The sequence below is a fragment of the Paenibacillus sp. LS-5 genome, assembly GCF_056121505.1.
The window spans coordinates 90396-106151 of record NZ_JBWAVA010000001.1; the positions used below are offsets into that span (position 1 = coordinate 90396).

Sequence of the window (15756 nt, forward strand, 5' to 3'; positions counted from 1 at the left end):
GCATGCATGGGGAAAGGATGCGCTTCGCCTGTGAAAAGTTATTGTTTTGATTTTGGCATACAGGCTGCTGCACCCGGCTACACCAAAGTGAAGCCGGATAGCCTTTACAGTCCTGAGCAAGGATTTGGATTCGCTCCTGGTTCATCTGTATTTGGACGATTCCGGGGTGGAGAAGATACACTCGTGAGAGACTTTTGTATCCCGCAGAAGGCTAAGTTTCTGGTGGATATGCCGGATGGCATCTACCGGGTCACGCTATTGGTCGGCGATATACTGGCTGACACCATTACCACAGTTAGAGCGGGCAATGGCAAATATGTCCTTGAAACGTTGAACGTTCCGGCAGGACAGGTTTTGCACGAAGCCTTCGCGCTTAGGGTGAGCGGAGGGCAGCTAAGCCTGTCCTTTTCAGGACAGGCGCCACGGATTAACACACTTGTGATTCAAGAGGATACCGAGGCGTTGGCGATTGTACTCGCTGGAGATTCAACTGTAACCGACCAGGGAGAGGAAGGTTATCCCTACGCAGGCTGGGGGCAGCTGCTTCCGCTCTTCTTTAAACCCGGGGTTGTCGTGGATAACCGCGCTTTATCTGGACGCAGCACTCGCAGCTTCATCCAGGAAGGCCACCTACAGGAGATCAGTGCCGTTCTCAGGCCACGCGATTACCTCTTCATCCAGTTCGGACACAATGATTCGAAGCCCGATGAAGCCAGACATACGGAACCGTACACGACTTATAAAGAGAACCTGCTCCAGATGATTATGGCCGCGCGTGACGCTGGTGCCTATCCGGTGCTAGTCACTCCAATGCACCGGCGGAGGTTCGATCAGGCAGGCTTGATCGTGGATACCCACGGCGAATATTTAGCGGCAATGCAGGAACTAGCCGCTGACGAGCAGGTGCCGCTGATTGACCTGGCTTCCAAAAGCCGCAGGCTGTATGAAACTTACGGTCCGGAGGGTAGCAAGGACTTGTTCATGTGGAGTTATCCCGGTGAGTATCTATGCCACTCTGCCGGAGTACAAGATAACACTCATTTTCAAATCCTGGGAGCACGTCTTATGGCACAGCTTGTTGTGGAGGGCATCCGTGAAGCCGGACTGAATGATCTGATTATTCACTTGCGCCAGGGTGAATGAACGTAAGCAGTACTTTTCACTATATCAAGTTACAATAATTAAATACACACAGCAGCGGTCCCCCATCCGGGGAGCGCTGCTGTGTGTATTTTTCATTGGCGGGAACCTTTTAGCATGTATTGTACATAAGAGCATTAGCTGCCCTATGGAGCCAATTGGCCAACACTGCACCTCCAAATACCCGAAGTTCCGATGATTTACCGATTCACGACAAGGTATGCGAGGTATAAGTTAGGGAAACAACATAACTTGAACACGTAATTACTTAGGAGGGACATCAGGTATGGCAGAACAAAGGCTTCAAGGCAAGGTAGCCATAGTCAGTGGAGGCGGATCAGGCATAGGACGGGCGTCTGTGCTGGAATTTGCCCGAAACGGGGCAAAAGTCGCGTTGCTTGACCGGACGGTTGAGAATGCCGAGAAGGTGCGCCGGCAGGTTGAGGAAGAAGGCGGAGAAGCTGTGGTCATCGAGTGTGACATTGCTGAACCGCAGCAGGTGGAAGAGGCGGTGAAGCAGGCTGCAGCGAAATGGGGCAGACTTGACATTGTCTTCGCCAACGCTGGTATTAACGGGGCGATGACACCTATTGAGACCATGGACATTGAATCCTGGGACCAGACGATCAACATCAACTTGCGCGGTACCTTTGCCACTGTCAAATATGCAATTCCTTTCTTGAAAGAGAATGGCGGCAGCATATTGATTAACAGTTCGATTAACGGTAACCGTGTTTTTTCAAATATTGGCTTCTCAGCTTATAGTACCACCAAGGCTGGGCAAGTCGCTTTTATGAAGATGGCCGCGCTGGAGCTGGCTCAATTCAAAATCCGTGTCAATGCGATATGTCCGGGAGCGATCACTACCAATATTGACGACAATACCTATCCATCCGAGGATCTGAAGGAAGTGCAGATTGCTGTGGAATTCCCGGATGGCGGTGAGCCGCTGGAAAAAGGCCCTGGACGTCCGGATCAGGTTGCTAAGCTGGCATTATTCCTGGCTTCCGATGATTCCGACCACATTACCGGTACGGAAATCTTTTGTGATGGTGCTGAGTCGTTACTGCACGGGTGACCTCTTCTAACCGATAATAAAAAAGCATACCTTGAATGAAACAGTGGTCTGGAGAAACGGACTCTGTCTTCTGCACTTGCGCAGCTCTGAACGGCTGCAAGCATAGCAGATCACAGCGATGCCGTTTCTTCATTTTCTATTGATGAGACAACTTCACGTTAATATCCTTAATAAGGATCCCTTATTAAAGATGGCGCGGGCGTTGCTGCTTAGGTATACTATTTTTATCGTCTTAGAAGAGAGGGCATTTATGAGTATGGATCTAAATTTGCACATGGAATCGATTATCAAATTGCTTGTGGCCATGCTGTTCGGGCTGTTCATCGGGATTGACCGGCAATTGAAACAGAAGCCGCTGGGCATCCGGACCAGTATGGTCATCAGTATCGCGAGCTGTCTGGTGACGCTCGTCTCTATTCACGCTTACGACAAATTTGGTGGGACGTCGCATCCGAATATGGACCCCATGCGTCTCGCGGCACAGATTGTCAGCGGGATCGGGTTTCTCGGCGCAGGTGTTATTCTCCGGCGCGGCGGGGATGCTATTTCGGGCCTCACCTCGGCTGCACTGATCTGGACAGCGTCCGGGATCGGGATTGCCGTCGGGGCAGGCTTTTATATGGAAGCCGGGTATGCGGTTGTGCTGCTGATGTTCGCTGTCAATGCTGTCCCGCATCTGATCAAAGCCATTGGCCCTGGGGTGCTGAACAAGCATGAGATCTCTATCAAAATCATCATGGAGCCTAATTATGTACTGACAGATGTGATTCAGAAAATTGAGGAACGTCATGCCGTCGAATCCAGGAAGTCGAAGAGGAACGGAAGAACGATTCGCCGGATGAAAATCAAGGATCTGGATGATGGCAGACAAATGATCGATATGGTTATTTCCGCCCCTGACCGGGATTACGCAACAGAAATCTATTATGACGTGAAGAAAATAGAGCATGTAATGAGCGTTGAAGTAGAACAGTTGTAAAAATGACATGTTCCCTCCTGGACAGATGTGGTAATCTATCTAGGAGAGCGTCATTTTGAGATTATGGAAGGGAGAAACACACTATGACAATTACAGCTTATGAAGGTCTATATGAAGGAGAGGCTGCGGTCTGGTTGAAGGCGGGCCGGTATGAAGCAGCTATTCTACCAGGCATCGGCGGCAATCTGATTTGCTTCCGCGATACCGAAAACGGTTACCGTTTTCTGCATGAGCCGGGTGCAGATGAGATGGATGCGTTCAAGGCGAACCCAGGAATCCACGGTATCCCTGTACTGTTTCCACCGAACCGTTATGAGGACGGGGAATTTCCATGGAATGGACAAACCTATCGTCTTCCGGTGAATGAAGAGGCTACGCACAACCATCTGCACGGATTCTTACATACAACAGCCTGGCAGGTTGAAGAATTCGGCAGTGGGGTTAGTGAGAGCTTTGTTACGGTGTTCATTAAGGTCGACGAGAATCATCCATCGTATCAATACCTCCCGTTCAATTATACGGTCAAACTGCGTTATAGCCTTAGCGATGCCGGTTTGTCCCAGCAGCTTCTGGTGCATAATGATGGTAAGGAACTTATGCCATGTCTGCTCGCATTCCACACTGCGATTAATGCACCATTTGCACCGGGAAGCACTCCTCAGGATTACCGGGTGAAGCTAACCATCGGGAACCGCTGGGAGCTCAGCAACCGTATGCTGCCAACTGGCTCCTTCCAGGAACTGACCGCCGATGAGATTGCTCTTCGTGACGAAGGCTTGTATCCTTTTTATGCGCCAATGGACAATCATTACACTGCAGTCGCCCAGAATGGACGCAACCGCATGGAGCTTACGGACAGCAAGGCCGGAGTCACACTCGTATACGATGTGGGAACTTCCTACAAGCAATGGATGATCTGGAACAACGGCGCAACCGAAGGGTTCTTCTGTCCGGAGCCGCAGATCAATCTGGTTAACGCACCTAAGGTAGATCTACCAGCAGATGATATCGGATTGTTTGGCCTGGAGCCGGGCGAATATTGGGAAGAAACCAGCCGTATTTATGTAAAATAAGTCACTAAGTGCGGGAGTTCAGTAAGCAGTGTTACGGATGGGGTGCAGCGAATGTGGCTGCGCCCTGTTTTTTTGCAGCTATATAGTATGAAGCTTAATTTATGAGGCCGCTTTAATGCTCCTTTAAGCTAAGAGGCGTATACTGTACGTTTAGTACAGATAGGAGTGAAAGCAATGCGTTATATTCTACCTTCCAAAAAACTGGGTTTTCTGCTGCTTGGCCTGCTGCTGGGCGGTTTTGTGCTGAACTTTATGATTCAAGCGGCTTCGCTGGACATGAATTTCATAAGCGTGCTCCAGTGGATCGGGAAGTCTTATTGGCTGTATGTAGGCGGCAGCTTGTTCTTTTTCTTCGTGCTTATGGCCTTTTCGGCGATCTTACCCAATATGTATATTGGCCCGGTGATTGGGACTCTTCTGATTCTTCTGCTGGGTATCGCGAATTACAAGAAGCAAGGTACAACAGGGGAGCCTCTGTTCCCTTGGGATTTGATGCTGGTGAAGAATGCCGGAGAAATGAGCAAGATTACGAAAGGTATGATTTCTCCGCTTGCGGCTATATTTGCTATTCTGGTGATTGCGGCGGGGGTATGGCTGCTGCTTAAGTTGCCCAAGGTCAGAGTGCAATTGCCGCTGCGAATGCTGCTCACTGCGGTGTCAGTGGGTATGATGGCCGGTTTTGTGGTGATGGTCAGCGGACAAACGACCTTTGCTTCCTCCCTGAATTACCAGAATATTTTCTGGAACCAGAAGGTGAATTACTCCCAGAATGGCTTTGTGTTTGCATTCACAGGGAATCTGCGGCAGAATCTGCTGGAGAAACCGGAAGGATACACCCGGGCGGCAATTGAAGTCATAGCTGCAAAATATGGCTCTTTGCCGGATACTCCTGCAGCGTCAAAAGCGGTGGAGCAGCCGAACATCATGTTCATGATGGATGAGGCGTTTTTTGATCCCACCCGGCTGCCTGGCCTCCAGTTCAGTGAAGATCCGTTGTCATTTATTCATCAAGAGGAAACGGTAACCCCGGCAGGGTACCTGCTTTCCCCTGAGTTTGGAGGCAATACGGCGAATGTGGAATTTGAAGCGCTGACGGGGATGTCGATGTATTTTTTGGGGGACGGGTCGATTCCTTATCAGCAGCGGATTGTCAAAATGTCCTCACTTCCCTCCATCGTCAGCATCCTGAAGGAAAGAGGTTATCAGACGCTGGCTCTGCATCCGTTCGATGAGACATTTTACAACCGGAACCGGGTATATCCTGTACTTGGGTTTGACCGTTTTACGAGCGAGAAGGATTTACAGCATGCAGAGCGGATCACACCAGAGGGATATATTTCTGATAAAGCTGCAGTCCAAGAGGCTATCCATGAGCTGAAAGCTTCAGATACTCCGACCTTCTTGCACATGGTTACCATGCAGAATCATTTTCCATTTACCAAAGGTCATAATGGCCCGAATACGATCACTGTACAGGGTGCTAAGGATTCCTGGAAGGATGAGCTCGAAACCTATGTTCAGGACACCAAGCTGACTGACGAGGCATTGTCTTATTTGCAGCAGGAACTGAAGACGATCGAACGGCCAACCATTGTAGTGTTCTGGGGGGACCATCTGCCGGCGTTGTCGGCGGGAATCTATACGGATGCTGGCTGGGACCAGGAACCCCGGCTGAAGCATGAGACCAAGCTTATGATCCTGGCCAATTATGATATCGGGAAGGAAAAGCTGGGAACGCTGAGTCCTGCCTATCTTGGACCAACCGTGTTCAAGCTGTCTGGCCAATCGCTGCCGTCCTACTATAAAATGCTGGAGCAGGTGCAGACACAGCTGCCCGGCCTCAGTAAAAACGTACTGATCGGTGCAACAGACAAGATAACCACGGTGACTCCCGAACAGCAGCCGCTGCTGGATGACTACCGAATGGTGGAGTATGATCTGCTTGAAGGAGAAGGATATGCGGCAGATTTGATGTTCTGAGTAACCCTATTGTTCCGGAGAAAAATGATACTTTTGAAAGATGAGAATTCTGCTGTTATGGCAGAGTTCTTTTTTTGATTCTAGGAATCGGACAAGGGAATGTCTGGTACATTCATTGACGGAATCAGCATGTTGGACTTAACATATGAGGGTGGGAGCGGGTATAAAGCGAATAGCTGTTATTTTATTATTGAAAGGGGTTACATGTTGAAAAAGCTGGGGCTTGTCTATGTGCTTTTGATTGGCCTATTCCTGATTTATGTGCTGAATTACAAGCTGCAGCCGGGCCCCGAAGACCCTTGGGAAAATGCCGGTCTGCGCGGGAACATCGAAGATAAGTACGTGATGGTTACGTTCCAGATCGGCATAGATTACTGGAAAAGTGTGCTCAAAGGCTTCGAGGATGCGGCTGAGGAGCTGAATGTATCTGTAGAATATCATGGCTCAACCCAGCATAATGCCAATGAGCAGATGACGGTGCTGGAGCAGACGATAGCCAAAAAACCAGCGGGAATCGCCATTTCTGCGGTGAATTCAAAGCTGCTTACAGCTACGATAAACAAAGCGGTGGAGAGTGGAATTCCGGTGGTTCTATTTGATTCGGGGGCGCCTGACAGCAAAGCCTATTCTTTTCTTGGGACGGATAATTACAATGCCGGTGTTGAAGCTGCCCGCAAAATGGCCGAGCTTACTGGAGGCAAAGGCGAAGTGGCGGTGATTACAACACCTGACCAGCACAATCACCAGGAACGCACGGATGGGTTCAGTCATACGATCCGCAGTGAGTATCCGGAAATGAAGCTGGTATCGGTCAAGGATGGACGTGGAGATCAGGTAGCTTCACGGCAGGCGGCAGAGCAGCTGTTGATTCAGTATCCGCAGCTTCAAGGGATATTTGCAACAGAGTCGAACGGTGGAATAGGCGTAGCCGAAGCCGTGCAGGCGAAGCAGGGAGACAGTTCCACGCTACAGATTATCAGCTTCGATACCGATAAGGGGACACTCGACCTTGTAAAGGAAGGCAGGATTGCTGCGACTATGGCGCAAGGGACCTGGAACATGGGTTATTGGTCGCTGACCGAGCTGTTCCACCTGCACCGTGATTTGCAGCAAGACCGGGCGGCCTATGAGGGCAGCAAGCCGAGGCCCGTGCCGGATAATGTGGATACCGGGATTGATGTAGTGACCCGGGCCAATGTGGATAATTACTATGCCAAGTAGTGAGAAGCAGGGGAGGGCTGCCTGTGCGCAAGAATAGCCTGAATGTGGAAAAGCTGAAGCTGAATAACCTCCCGATCCGCTATAAGCTAATTATTCATTTTCTCTTAATCAGTATTCTCCCCTCCATCGGACTCGGGCTGCTCATCGGCTGGACAGTTGATCGGATTGTAGAGGAAAGAAGTAACGAGAATACAATGCAGCTTATCGGCAAAGTCAACTCCTCATTGGAAAATGAAGTGGAGGATCTCCAGAAGATCACCTACCTGATCTCTTTTGACCCCGGTGTGCAGGCCTTTATGAACGGCTCAATGAAGGATCCGGAGCAAGCTGGGAAATGGTACGAAGGCGGGGAGTCTGCGGAATATAACATCCGTAAATTTCTCCAGGGCTTTACCACCCTTAGCTCCGAAATTGCGGGTATTATGCTGGTTAATCGTGAAGGCGATTTCATCAGCAATGAGATGTATACCCGGCCGGGCACCTCTGTGATTAACGAAGCCTGGTATAAAGAAGCTGAAAACAATAAAGGGATATTCAAAATCATCGGTCACCCTTATGGCCGTGCCGTAATGTCACATGTGGATTATAAGGAGAGCGAGGTGGTGTCTGCTGTAAGAGCCATTGTTGACCCAGAGACACAAGTGGTTCAGGGGGTTGTACTGATTGATCTGAAGCTGAGGGTCATCGCTGAAACAGCAAGAGACGTCACACTGGGCAAAACCGGTTATCTTACCGTCGTCGACAGCAGCGGGGAAATCATCTACGCGCCGCAACATCCTTTTATGAACAATATCCCAAAAGCATTGTTCACTGAAACCTCGGGTTTTACATCAGAGACCGTGGCTGGCCGTCATCTGCAGCTGATTTATCGAACCTCTCCCTTTACGGGCTGGACCACCATGGGCGTGTTCCCTATGGACGAATCGGCCTATGGGGTCCGGGAGATTACGTTCAATGTGGTCACCTTCGTATTTATCGTCTGCATGCTGGGGATGACAGCCTCGTTCTATCTGGCCTACTCGATTTCGCGTCCGATCGGTCAACTGGCCTCCTTCATGAGCAAGGCGCAGTCCGGTGATCTGACGATCCGTTACTGGGGCAACCGTTCCGACGAAATTGGCCTGCTGGGCCGCAGCTTCAACTCGATGCTGGCCCAGATTGCCCGGCTGCTCTCGTTGACAGAGCTTCAGGCCCGGCAGAAGCGGGAAGCGGAGCTGCGCAGCCTGCAGGCGCATATCAAGCCGCATTTTCTCTATAATACACTGGATACGATCCACTGGATGGCCCGCAACAAGGGGGCGGAGGATATTGCGGAAGTGGTTCAATCCTTATCCAAGCTGTTCAGGCTAGGCCTCAGCAAAGGCAGTGATCTGGTTCCGTTGTCCGACGAGCTGGAGCATATGGTGAGCTATCTGAAAATTCAGCAGGTGCGTTACAGCAGCAAGCTGGCTTACCGTATTGAAGTGGATCCGCAGCTTCACGAGCTATATGTGCTTAAGCTGCTGCTGCAGCCCATTGTGGAGAATGCCATCTACCATGGCATCAAGGAGCGCCGGGGGCCGGGCCATATTTCCATCGAGGTGGTACAGCAGGCAAATGAGCTGTACCTGACGGTTCGAGATGATGGGGCAGGAATGACCCCGGAAAGGCTTGCTATGCTACAGGAGCGTCTTTCGGCTGTGGGCAGAAATGACGGGGATGCCGGGGAAATCGAGCAGCCGGTGCCGGGCAGTGCGGGTAGTGGCTACGGCATTCTGAATGTGCAGGCCCGCCTGCGGCTCACTTATGGAGAGCCCTATGGGCTGCATATTGAGAGCGAACGCGGTAAGGGAACGGTAGTAACTGTGCGACATCCCGTTGTCCTTGACAGCTATCCGGAGAAATGAATCTGATAGGGAGGAGCCGTAAGCAATGGAACCTTGGAAAGTAATGATTGCCGATGATGAAGCGATCATCCGTGAAGGGATCAGACGAAGTGTGGATTGGGAAGGTCTGGGGCTTCAGGTAGTTGCGGAAGCGGAGGACGGCGAGGAAGCGCTGGAGCTGGCCGTCCAGCATGAAGTACACATTGCCTTAGTGGACTTGAACATGCCGATCATGCATGGCCTTGAGCTGATGAAGCAGCTGCGGGAGCACCGTTCTGACTGTAAAATCATTGTGATTACCGGCCATGATGAGTTCTCCTACGCTCAGGAATCGATTCGTCTGCAGGTTCACGACTATATTCTCAAGCCTGCCGATCCCAAGCAGCTGATGCAGGTGCTTCGCGGAGTCAGGGATCAGCTGGTCTTGGAGAAGCAAAAGAGCCAGCATCTCCAGCAGGCCTCCCGGCAGATTCTTAAGAACTTCCCGCTGCTCAGGGAACGCTTCTGCCAGGAATGGCTGGAAGGGAATCTGAGCCGGGGCGAAATCAGGGAGCAGCTGCACTTCCTGCGCCTGCCGCCGGAGCGTCCTGAAGTTATCGGCATGATCCGCTGGAGGGAGACACAGAACTCAGGGATGCAGGAGAAAGAGCGGCAGCTGTTTCTTTTTGCGATTGAGAACATTGTGGCAGAGCTGTTTCAGGATTATCGTAAGGTAATCTTCCGGGATGCTGCAGGTCAGATCATCATTCTGTTGTGGGATGAATCTGGGGAACCGGTACTGGCCGGGGTTGAGGCCGTAGTGCGAACCCATCTCAAGATCGCCGTTGAGGTGGGCATCCAATCTGTTGAGGGAGATACCTCAAGTCTGGCAGCCGCTTACCGCAAATGCAGAGTGAACCTCTCCAGGGAACAGCCCTTGTCCCCCTTGGTCCGAAGAACGAGGCAGTATATGCTGGAGCATTTTAACGAATACGGGCTCACTCTAGAATCCACTGCCGGCAGCCTTCAAGCCTCACCGGTCTACCTCAGCCGGCTATTCAAGCAGGAACTAGGTGAATCCTTCGGGGCGTATCTGACCCAAATCCGCATCCGCAAAGCGGCACAGCTGCTGCACTCCACAGAACTTAGCATTAGCGAAGTGGCGGAACGTACAGGTTACGAAACCCAGCATTATTTCAGTACCGCTTTTAAGAAGCAGACGGGCGTATCCCCGCTCCAGTTCCGCAAAGGTGTACTGCCGGAAGATGGAGAGCGTGCAGGTCGCGAAGGAGAGTAAGACTATACTCATAGGCTATAAAAGGAACCACATGCGGCTTATCCCGTATGTGGTTTATTTATCGTCATAAATAAATCAAAAGTTCGACATACATATCAATTTTGAAAACGCTGACAAAAGTTCTGATTTTATAAAAACAGTAGCCTGAGTGTAAATACCGACCCCTGTTCCCCTTGCTATACTCAACTTGTCAAACGGGCAGACTGCCCGCGACACCAGAATAGTTCAGGGGGTAGCGCAGATTATGAAAAAGTATTCATTCATTATGCTGGCATTGGCACTTGTACTGGTATTATCCGCTTGCGGCAATAACGGAGGAAACAGCTCCGGCGGCAGTTCGGAAGGAACGAAGGGCAAGGTGGGCATTGCGATGCCGACGAAGTCCTCAGAGCGCTGGGTGAACGACGGCAACAATATGGTAAAAGAATTCAAGAGCCTGGGTTATGGCACAGACCTGCAATACGCTGAGGATGTTGTTGAGAACCAGGTATCACAGATCGAGAATATGATCACTAAGGGCGTGAATGCTATTGTTATCGCTTCCATTGATGGTGAAGCCCTGACAGACGTTCTGCAAAAAGCGCATGATGCTAACGTCAAAGTCATCGCCTATGACCGTCTGATCAAGAAAAGCGAATACGTGGATTACTACGCTACCTTCGATAATTTCAAAGTTGGTGTGCTGCAAGGCTCTTATATCGAGGAAAAGCTGGGACTGAAAGAAGGCAAAGGGCCGTTTAACATTGAACTTTTCGGCGGCTCGCCGGATGACAACAACGCCTACTTTTTCTTTGACGGAGCCATGTCGATCTTGAAGCCTTACATTGATTCGGGCAAGCTAGTTGTCCGCAGCAAGCAGATTACGATGGACCAAGTGGCTACACTTCGCTGGGATGGTGCGGCTGCTCAAGCCCGCATGGACAATCTGCTGAGTGCCAATTATGCCAGCGATAATCTGGATGCTGTCCTTTCCCCTTACGATGGCATCAGTATTGGTATTCTTTCTTCACTGAAAGGCGTGGGCTATGGTTCGGGTGACAAGAAGCTTCCGGTTGTAACCGGACAGGATGCTGAGCTCGCTTCTGTGAAGTCGATTCTGGCCGGAGAACAGACACAGACTGTATTTAAGGATACTCGTCTGCTGGCCAAAAAAGCGGTAGAGATGACGGAGAGTGTACTGAACGGCACAGAAGCAGAAGTCAACGATACCACCACCTATGACAATGGAGTCAAAATTGTACCATCTTACCTGCTGGAGCCAGTATCAGTGGATGCTGCCAATGTGGATAAAGTGCTCGTAGAAGGCGGCTATTATACAAAAGAACAGCTTGGCGAATAGCAGGCTGAGAATGTTTTTAGCGGAATGCGGCAAGCAGTGCTTGTAAAGGCTGCAAGCCGCAACAACCGCTGCAACAGTCATAAAGGAAAGCTGGGTGAGAGGCAATGAGCGAGATTATTCTGGAAATGAAGGGCATAACCAAAACCTTTCCCGGGGTCAAGGCACTCTCCAACGTGAACCTGCAGGTTAGAGCCGGGGAAATTCATGCCCTCTGTGGGGAGAACGGAGCTGGAAAATCTACTCTGATGAAGGTACTGAGTGGCGTCTATCCGCATGGAACCTATGAGGGGGATATTTTATTTCAAGGACAGGTCTGTCAGTTCAAGGATATTAAAGATAGTGAAAGCTTGGGGATTGTCATTATCCATCAGGAGCTGGCCCTGATTCCTTATCTGTCCATCTCGGAGAATATTTTTCTCGGCAATGAACAGGCAAGACGCGGGGTGATCAACTGGAACGCAACCACGGTCAAAACCAAGGAGCTGTTGGAGACCGTCGGCCTAAGTGAATCGCCGTTCACACAGGTATCCACGATTGGTGTCGGCAAGCAGCAGCTGGTGGAGATCGCCAAAGCGTTGTCCAAAGAGGTTAAGCTACTCATACTCGACGAACCGACAGCGGCATTGAATGAGGATGACAGTGAAAACCTGCTTACATTAATTCTCGAGCTAAAAAAACGCGGGATTGCTTCAATTATCATTTCCCACAAGCTGAATGAAATTGAGAAGGTAGCAGACTCTGTAACCATTCTACGGGATGGGCAGACGATCCGCACTTTGGATATGAAGCAAGATGAGGTTACCGAGGATGTCATTATTAAAGGCATGGTGGGCCGTGATTTGACCAATCGTTATCCGGAGCGGACGCCGAATCTGGGAGAGACAATTTTTGAAATCCGAGATTGGGAAGTATACCATCCGACTCAGGCGGGACGCAAAATGCTAGACAATATCAATCTCCATATCCGGCGCGGGGAAGTGGTTGGCATTGCCGGACTGATGGGAGCAGGGCGGACAGAGCTGGCAATGAGTGTATTCGGCAAATCGTACGGCAGACGGATCAGCGGCCAGTTGTTCATGCAGGGTAAAGAGGTCCATCTGAATGATATCAACAAAGCAATCGACAGCGGTTTGGCCTATGTGACTGAAGACCGCAAGCATTACGGACTGATTCTAATCGATGACATCAAACGTAATATTTCGCTCAGCAGCTTGAAGAAGTTGTCCCGCCGGGGTGTCATTAATGAGAACGAGGAAGTGCTGGTCGCGGAGGAATACCGCAGGAAGCTGAACATCAAGACGCCAAGCATTTTGCAGAAAACCGTGAACCTCAGCGGAGGCAATCAGCAAAAAGTTGTCCTCAGCAAATGGATCTACGCCCAGCCGGATATCCTCATTCTTGATGAGCCTACACGCGGAATTGATGTGGGAGCCAAATACGAAATTTACTCCATTATTAACGGGCTGGCGGCAGAAGGCAAAGGGGTGCTGGTCATTTCGTCGGAACTGCCGGAGATTATCGGAATGTGTGACCGGATTTATACCATGTGTGAAGGCCGCATCAGCGGCGAAGTAGAACGGCAGGATGCATCGCAGGAGCTGCTAATGAAATATATGACACGAAGCAGGGGGTAGCACCGCATGGGAGCGATAACTGAAATTTTCAAAAAGAATATCCGCCAATACGGCATGATCATTGCTCTGATCTTTATCTCGATTTTCTTTCAGATTCTTACAGACGGAATTCTGCTTAAGCCGCTTAATGTAACCAATCTGATTCTGCAGAACAGCTATATTCTGGTGCTGGCCATCGGGATGGTGCTCGTAATTATCACGGGTCATATCGACCTTTCTGTCGGTTCCGTAGCCGCTTTTATCGGGGCGCTGTCCGCAATAATGATGGTGGACATGCAGATGAATCCAGTGCTGGCGGTCATTCTCTCACTGCTGATGGGAGCAATGGTTGGAGCTTGGCAGGGCTTCTGGGTCGCTTATATCAAAATCCCCGCGTTCATCGTAACGCTTGCAGGTATGCTACTGTTCAGGGGGCTGACGATGATTGTGCTGAATGGCCAGTCGATAGCCCCTTTCCCCAAAACCTTTCAAAAGATCAGCTCCGGGTTCATCCCGGATATCTTTGGAGGAAGCACGCTGAATGTCCTGACATTAGTGGTGGGCGTTATACTGTCCGTACTGGTTGTCTATCAGGAGTTCCGTAACCGGAAAATCTCTGTCAAATACGGCTTTGAGCAAACCTCTGTCTGGCTCTCCATTGCTAAGGCTGCAGCGCTAGTAATCGTCATTAACTTGTTCACTTATGTCATTGCCCAATATAACGGGATTCCGAACATTCTGGTGATCCTGATGGTGCTGATCGTTATCTATTCCTTTGTTATGAATCATATGACGATGGGGCGTCACATTTACGCACTTGGCGGCAACGAGAAGGCAGCCAGTCTCTCCGGTGTCAAAACCAAACGTGTCACCTTCTGGGTATTCGTTAATATGGGTGTGCTCGCAGCCCTGTCCGGTCTGGTGTTTGCAGCCCGTCTGAATTCGGCGACACCAAAAGCCGGCACCAACTTCGAGCTGGATGCCATCGCAGCCTGCTTCATCGGAGGAGCATCTGCATCTGGCGGGATCGGAACGGTGGTAGGCGCCATCATCGGCGGCCTGGTCATGGGTGTTATGAACAACGGGATGTCACTTATCGGACTCGGTGTAGATTGGCAGCAAGGTATTAAAGGCCTGGTGCTGCTGCTGGCTGTGGGCTTTGATATTTACAATAAGTCGAAGACTGCTTAACAACACTGGCTACTGTAATACAAGAAGTACAAATGGGAAGAACCGCTCCTGGTATTATAAGGGAGGGGTTCTTTTCTATATAGAATTCAACTCGGATCATGATCTGGCCGATAGTAAAGGAGAGGTATGAACCGGATCTTTTCGTAGAATCAGGATGGAATTGACAGTTCTTTCTTAGTAAACTGCTTACATCTCTGCTATAATGTTGACAATATGTTTACATAAGACGTCATCCCATCATTCATTCAACTGGAGGCCACAGATGCAAATTCTCGCGATGCTGACCATGCTGATTGATCATATCGGCTACATTTTTTTCCGGGAGAGATGGCCTGGAGATATGTGGGGAGAATTGCTTTTCCAATATACTGCTATGCGCTCGTACAAGGGCATATACATACATCATCAAGAACCCGTTATTTGAGGCGGCTGCTATGGATTGCGCTGTTAGCCCAGATTCCCTATAATCTGGCATTGGATCCTGGTGGCTGGAATGTCGTATTCACCTTGCTGCTCTCTGCAGCAGTTTTATTTATACTCGATAAGCTGCCTAATCTCTGGTATGGAATTCCAGTAATCCTTATTGCATTAATTCTCATGGACCGTCTACCGATGGATTATAATGCCTATGGTCTGCTGCTGGTGCTTATCTTCCGTTATGCCCGATTCTACTGGCTCATTCTGGCCCATTTCATACTCAATGTTGTGTATTTATTCTATTATGGATGGTTCATACAAATGTTCAGTATCGTGCCTGCTATTCTCATAGGAGCGGTTCCGGATTTCTGGAGACTTCTGGAGAAAAAACGGCTGCCGCGCTGGATCTGGTGGTCATTCTACCCGGCCCATTTGGCGGTACTGGCAATAGTGAAGATTCTGATATTTCAGGAATGGGTATTTATAGATTGGCAGAGTCTGTTTACAATATAATCCTGTTAGCGGTTTCCTTTTATGCACGATCCTCCCTCTTTATGAGTTGATGGATATAGATTGTAAATATG

The 15756-nt window shown here is 49.9% G+C and carries 12 protein-coding genes; all 12 read left to right on the forward strand.

Translation table 11 applies throughout. The features are described 5' to 3' along the window. The first annotated feature begins 30 nt into the window (after nt 1-30). Entirely contained in the window at nt 31-1143 is a 1113-nt protein-coding gene (locus AC0MA3_RS00410) for a rhamnogalacturonan acetylesterase (protein ID WP_474654765.1), read from the forward strand. A 283-nt stretch (nt 1144-1426) separates the two neighbouring features. Further along, nucleotides 1427-2218 carry an SDR family oxidoreductase gene (locus AC0MA3_RS00415; protein ID WP_474654766.1) on the forward strand — a complete coding sequence of 264 codons (792 nt, stop codon included), beginning with the start codon at nt 1427-1429 and terminating at the stop codon, nt 2216-2218. Between the two features lie 256 nt (nt 2219-2474). Further along, nucleotides 2475-3197 (forward strand): MgtC/SapB family protein, encoded by a 723-nt coding sequence (locus AC0MA3_RS00420; RefSeq protein ID WP_379154181.1) that lies wholly within the window; start codon nt 2475-2477, stop codon nt 3195-3197. Between the two features lie 83 nt (nt 3198-3280). Next, on the forward strand, nt 3281-4270 hold the full coding sequence (locus AC0MA3_RS00425; protein ID WP_474654767.1) for an aldose epimerase family protein: 990 nt from the start codon (nt 3281-3283) through the stop codon (nt 4268-4270). A gap of 174 nt (nt 4271-4444) precedes the next feature. Next, complete coding sequence (locus tag AC0MA3_RS00430) at nt 4445-6250, forward strand: LTA synthase family protein (protein WP_474654768.1); 1806 nt, start codon at nt 4445-4447, stop codon at nt 6248-6250. Nucleotides 6251-6457: 207 nt separating this feature from the next. Then, nucleotides 6458-7471: a substrate-binding domain-containing protein gene (locus AC0MA3_RS00435; RefSeq protein WP_379153163.1), complete on the forward strand. Its 1014-nt coding sequence runs from the start codon at nt 6458-6460 to the stop codon at nt 7469-7471. Between the two features lie 23 nt (nt 7472-7494). Next, nucleotides 7495-9357 carry a cache domain-containing sensor histidine kinase gene (locus AC0MA3_RS00440; protein WP_474654769.1) on the forward strand — a complete coding sequence of 621 codons (1863 nt, stop codon included), beginning with the start codon at nt 7495-7497 and terminating at the stop codon, nt 9355-9357. A gap of 25 nt (nt 9358-9382) precedes the next feature. Next, on the forward strand, nt 9383-10612 hold the full coding sequence (locus AC0MA3_RS00445; protein WP_474654770.1) for a response regulator: 1230 nt from the start codon (nt 9383-9385) through the stop codon (nt 10610-10612). A gap of 244 nt (nt 10613-10856) precedes the next feature. Beyond that, entirely contained in the window at nt 10857-11951 is a 1095-nt protein-coding gene (chvE, locus tag AC0MA3_RS00450) for a multiple monosaccharide ABC transporter substrate-binding protein (protein ID WP_379153157.1), read from the forward strand. 104 nt (nt 11952-12055) lie between these two features. Next, nucleotides 12056-13585 carry a multiple monosaccharide ABC transporter ATP-binding protein gene (gene mmsA / locus AC0MA3_RS00455; protein ID WP_474654771.1) on the forward strand — a complete coding sequence of 510 codons (1530 nt, stop codon included), beginning with the start codon at nt 12056-12058 and terminating at the stop codon, nt 13583-13585. 6 nt (nt 13586-13591) lie between these two features. Next, nucleotides 13592-14755: a multiple monosaccharide ABC transporter permease gene (mmsB, locus tag AC0MA3_RS00460; protein WP_474654772.1), complete on the forward strand. Its 1164-nt coding sequence runs from the start codon at nt 13592-13594 to the stop codon at nt 14753-14755. Nucleotides 14756-15082: 327 nt separating this feature from the next. Beyond that, nucleotides 15083-15685 carry a TraX family protein gene (locus tag AC0MA3_RS00465; RefSeq protein ID WP_474654773.1) on the forward strand — a complete coding sequence of 201 codons (603 nt, stop codon included), beginning with the start codon at nt 15083-15085 and terminating at the stop codon, nt 15683-15685. The last annotated feature ends 71 nt before the right edge of the window (nt 15686-15756 follow it).

Coding starts and splice junctions, on each gene's coding strand:
- AC0MA3_RS00415 (WP_474654766.1), top strand. CDS start 1,427: ATGGCAGAACAAAGGCTTCAAGGCAAGGTAGCCATAGTCAGTGGAGGC.
- AC0MA3_RS00420 (WP_379154181.1), top strand. CDS start 2,475: ATGGATCTAAATTTGCACATGGAATCGATTATCAAATTGCTTGTGGCC.
- AC0MA3_RS00425 (WP_474654767.1), top strand. CDS start 3,281: ATGACAATTACAGCTTATGAAGGTCTATATGAAGGAGAGGCTGCGGTC.
- AC0MA3_RS00430 (WP_474654768.1), top strand. CDS start 4,445: ATGCGTTATATTCTACCTTCCAAAAAACTGGGTTTTCTGCTGCTTGGC.
- AC0MA3_RS00445 (WP_474654770.1), top strand. CDS start 9,383: ATGGAACCTTGGAAAGTAATGATTGCCGATGATGAAGCGATCATCCGT.
- chvE (WP_379153157.1), top strand. CDS start 10,857: ATGAAAAAGTATTCATTCATTATGCTGGCATTGGCACTTGTACTGGTA.
- mmsA (WP_474654771.1), top strand. CDS start 12,056: ATGAGCGAGATTATTCTGGAAATGAAGGGCATAACCAAAACCTTTCCC.
- mmsB (WP_474654772.1), top strand. CDS start 13,592: ATGGGAGCGATAACTGAAATTTTCAAAAAGAATATCCGCCAATACGGC.
- AC0MA3_RS00465 (WP_474654773.1), top strand. CDS start 15,083: ATGGCCTGGAGATATGTGGGGAGAATTGCTTTTCCAATATACTGCTAT.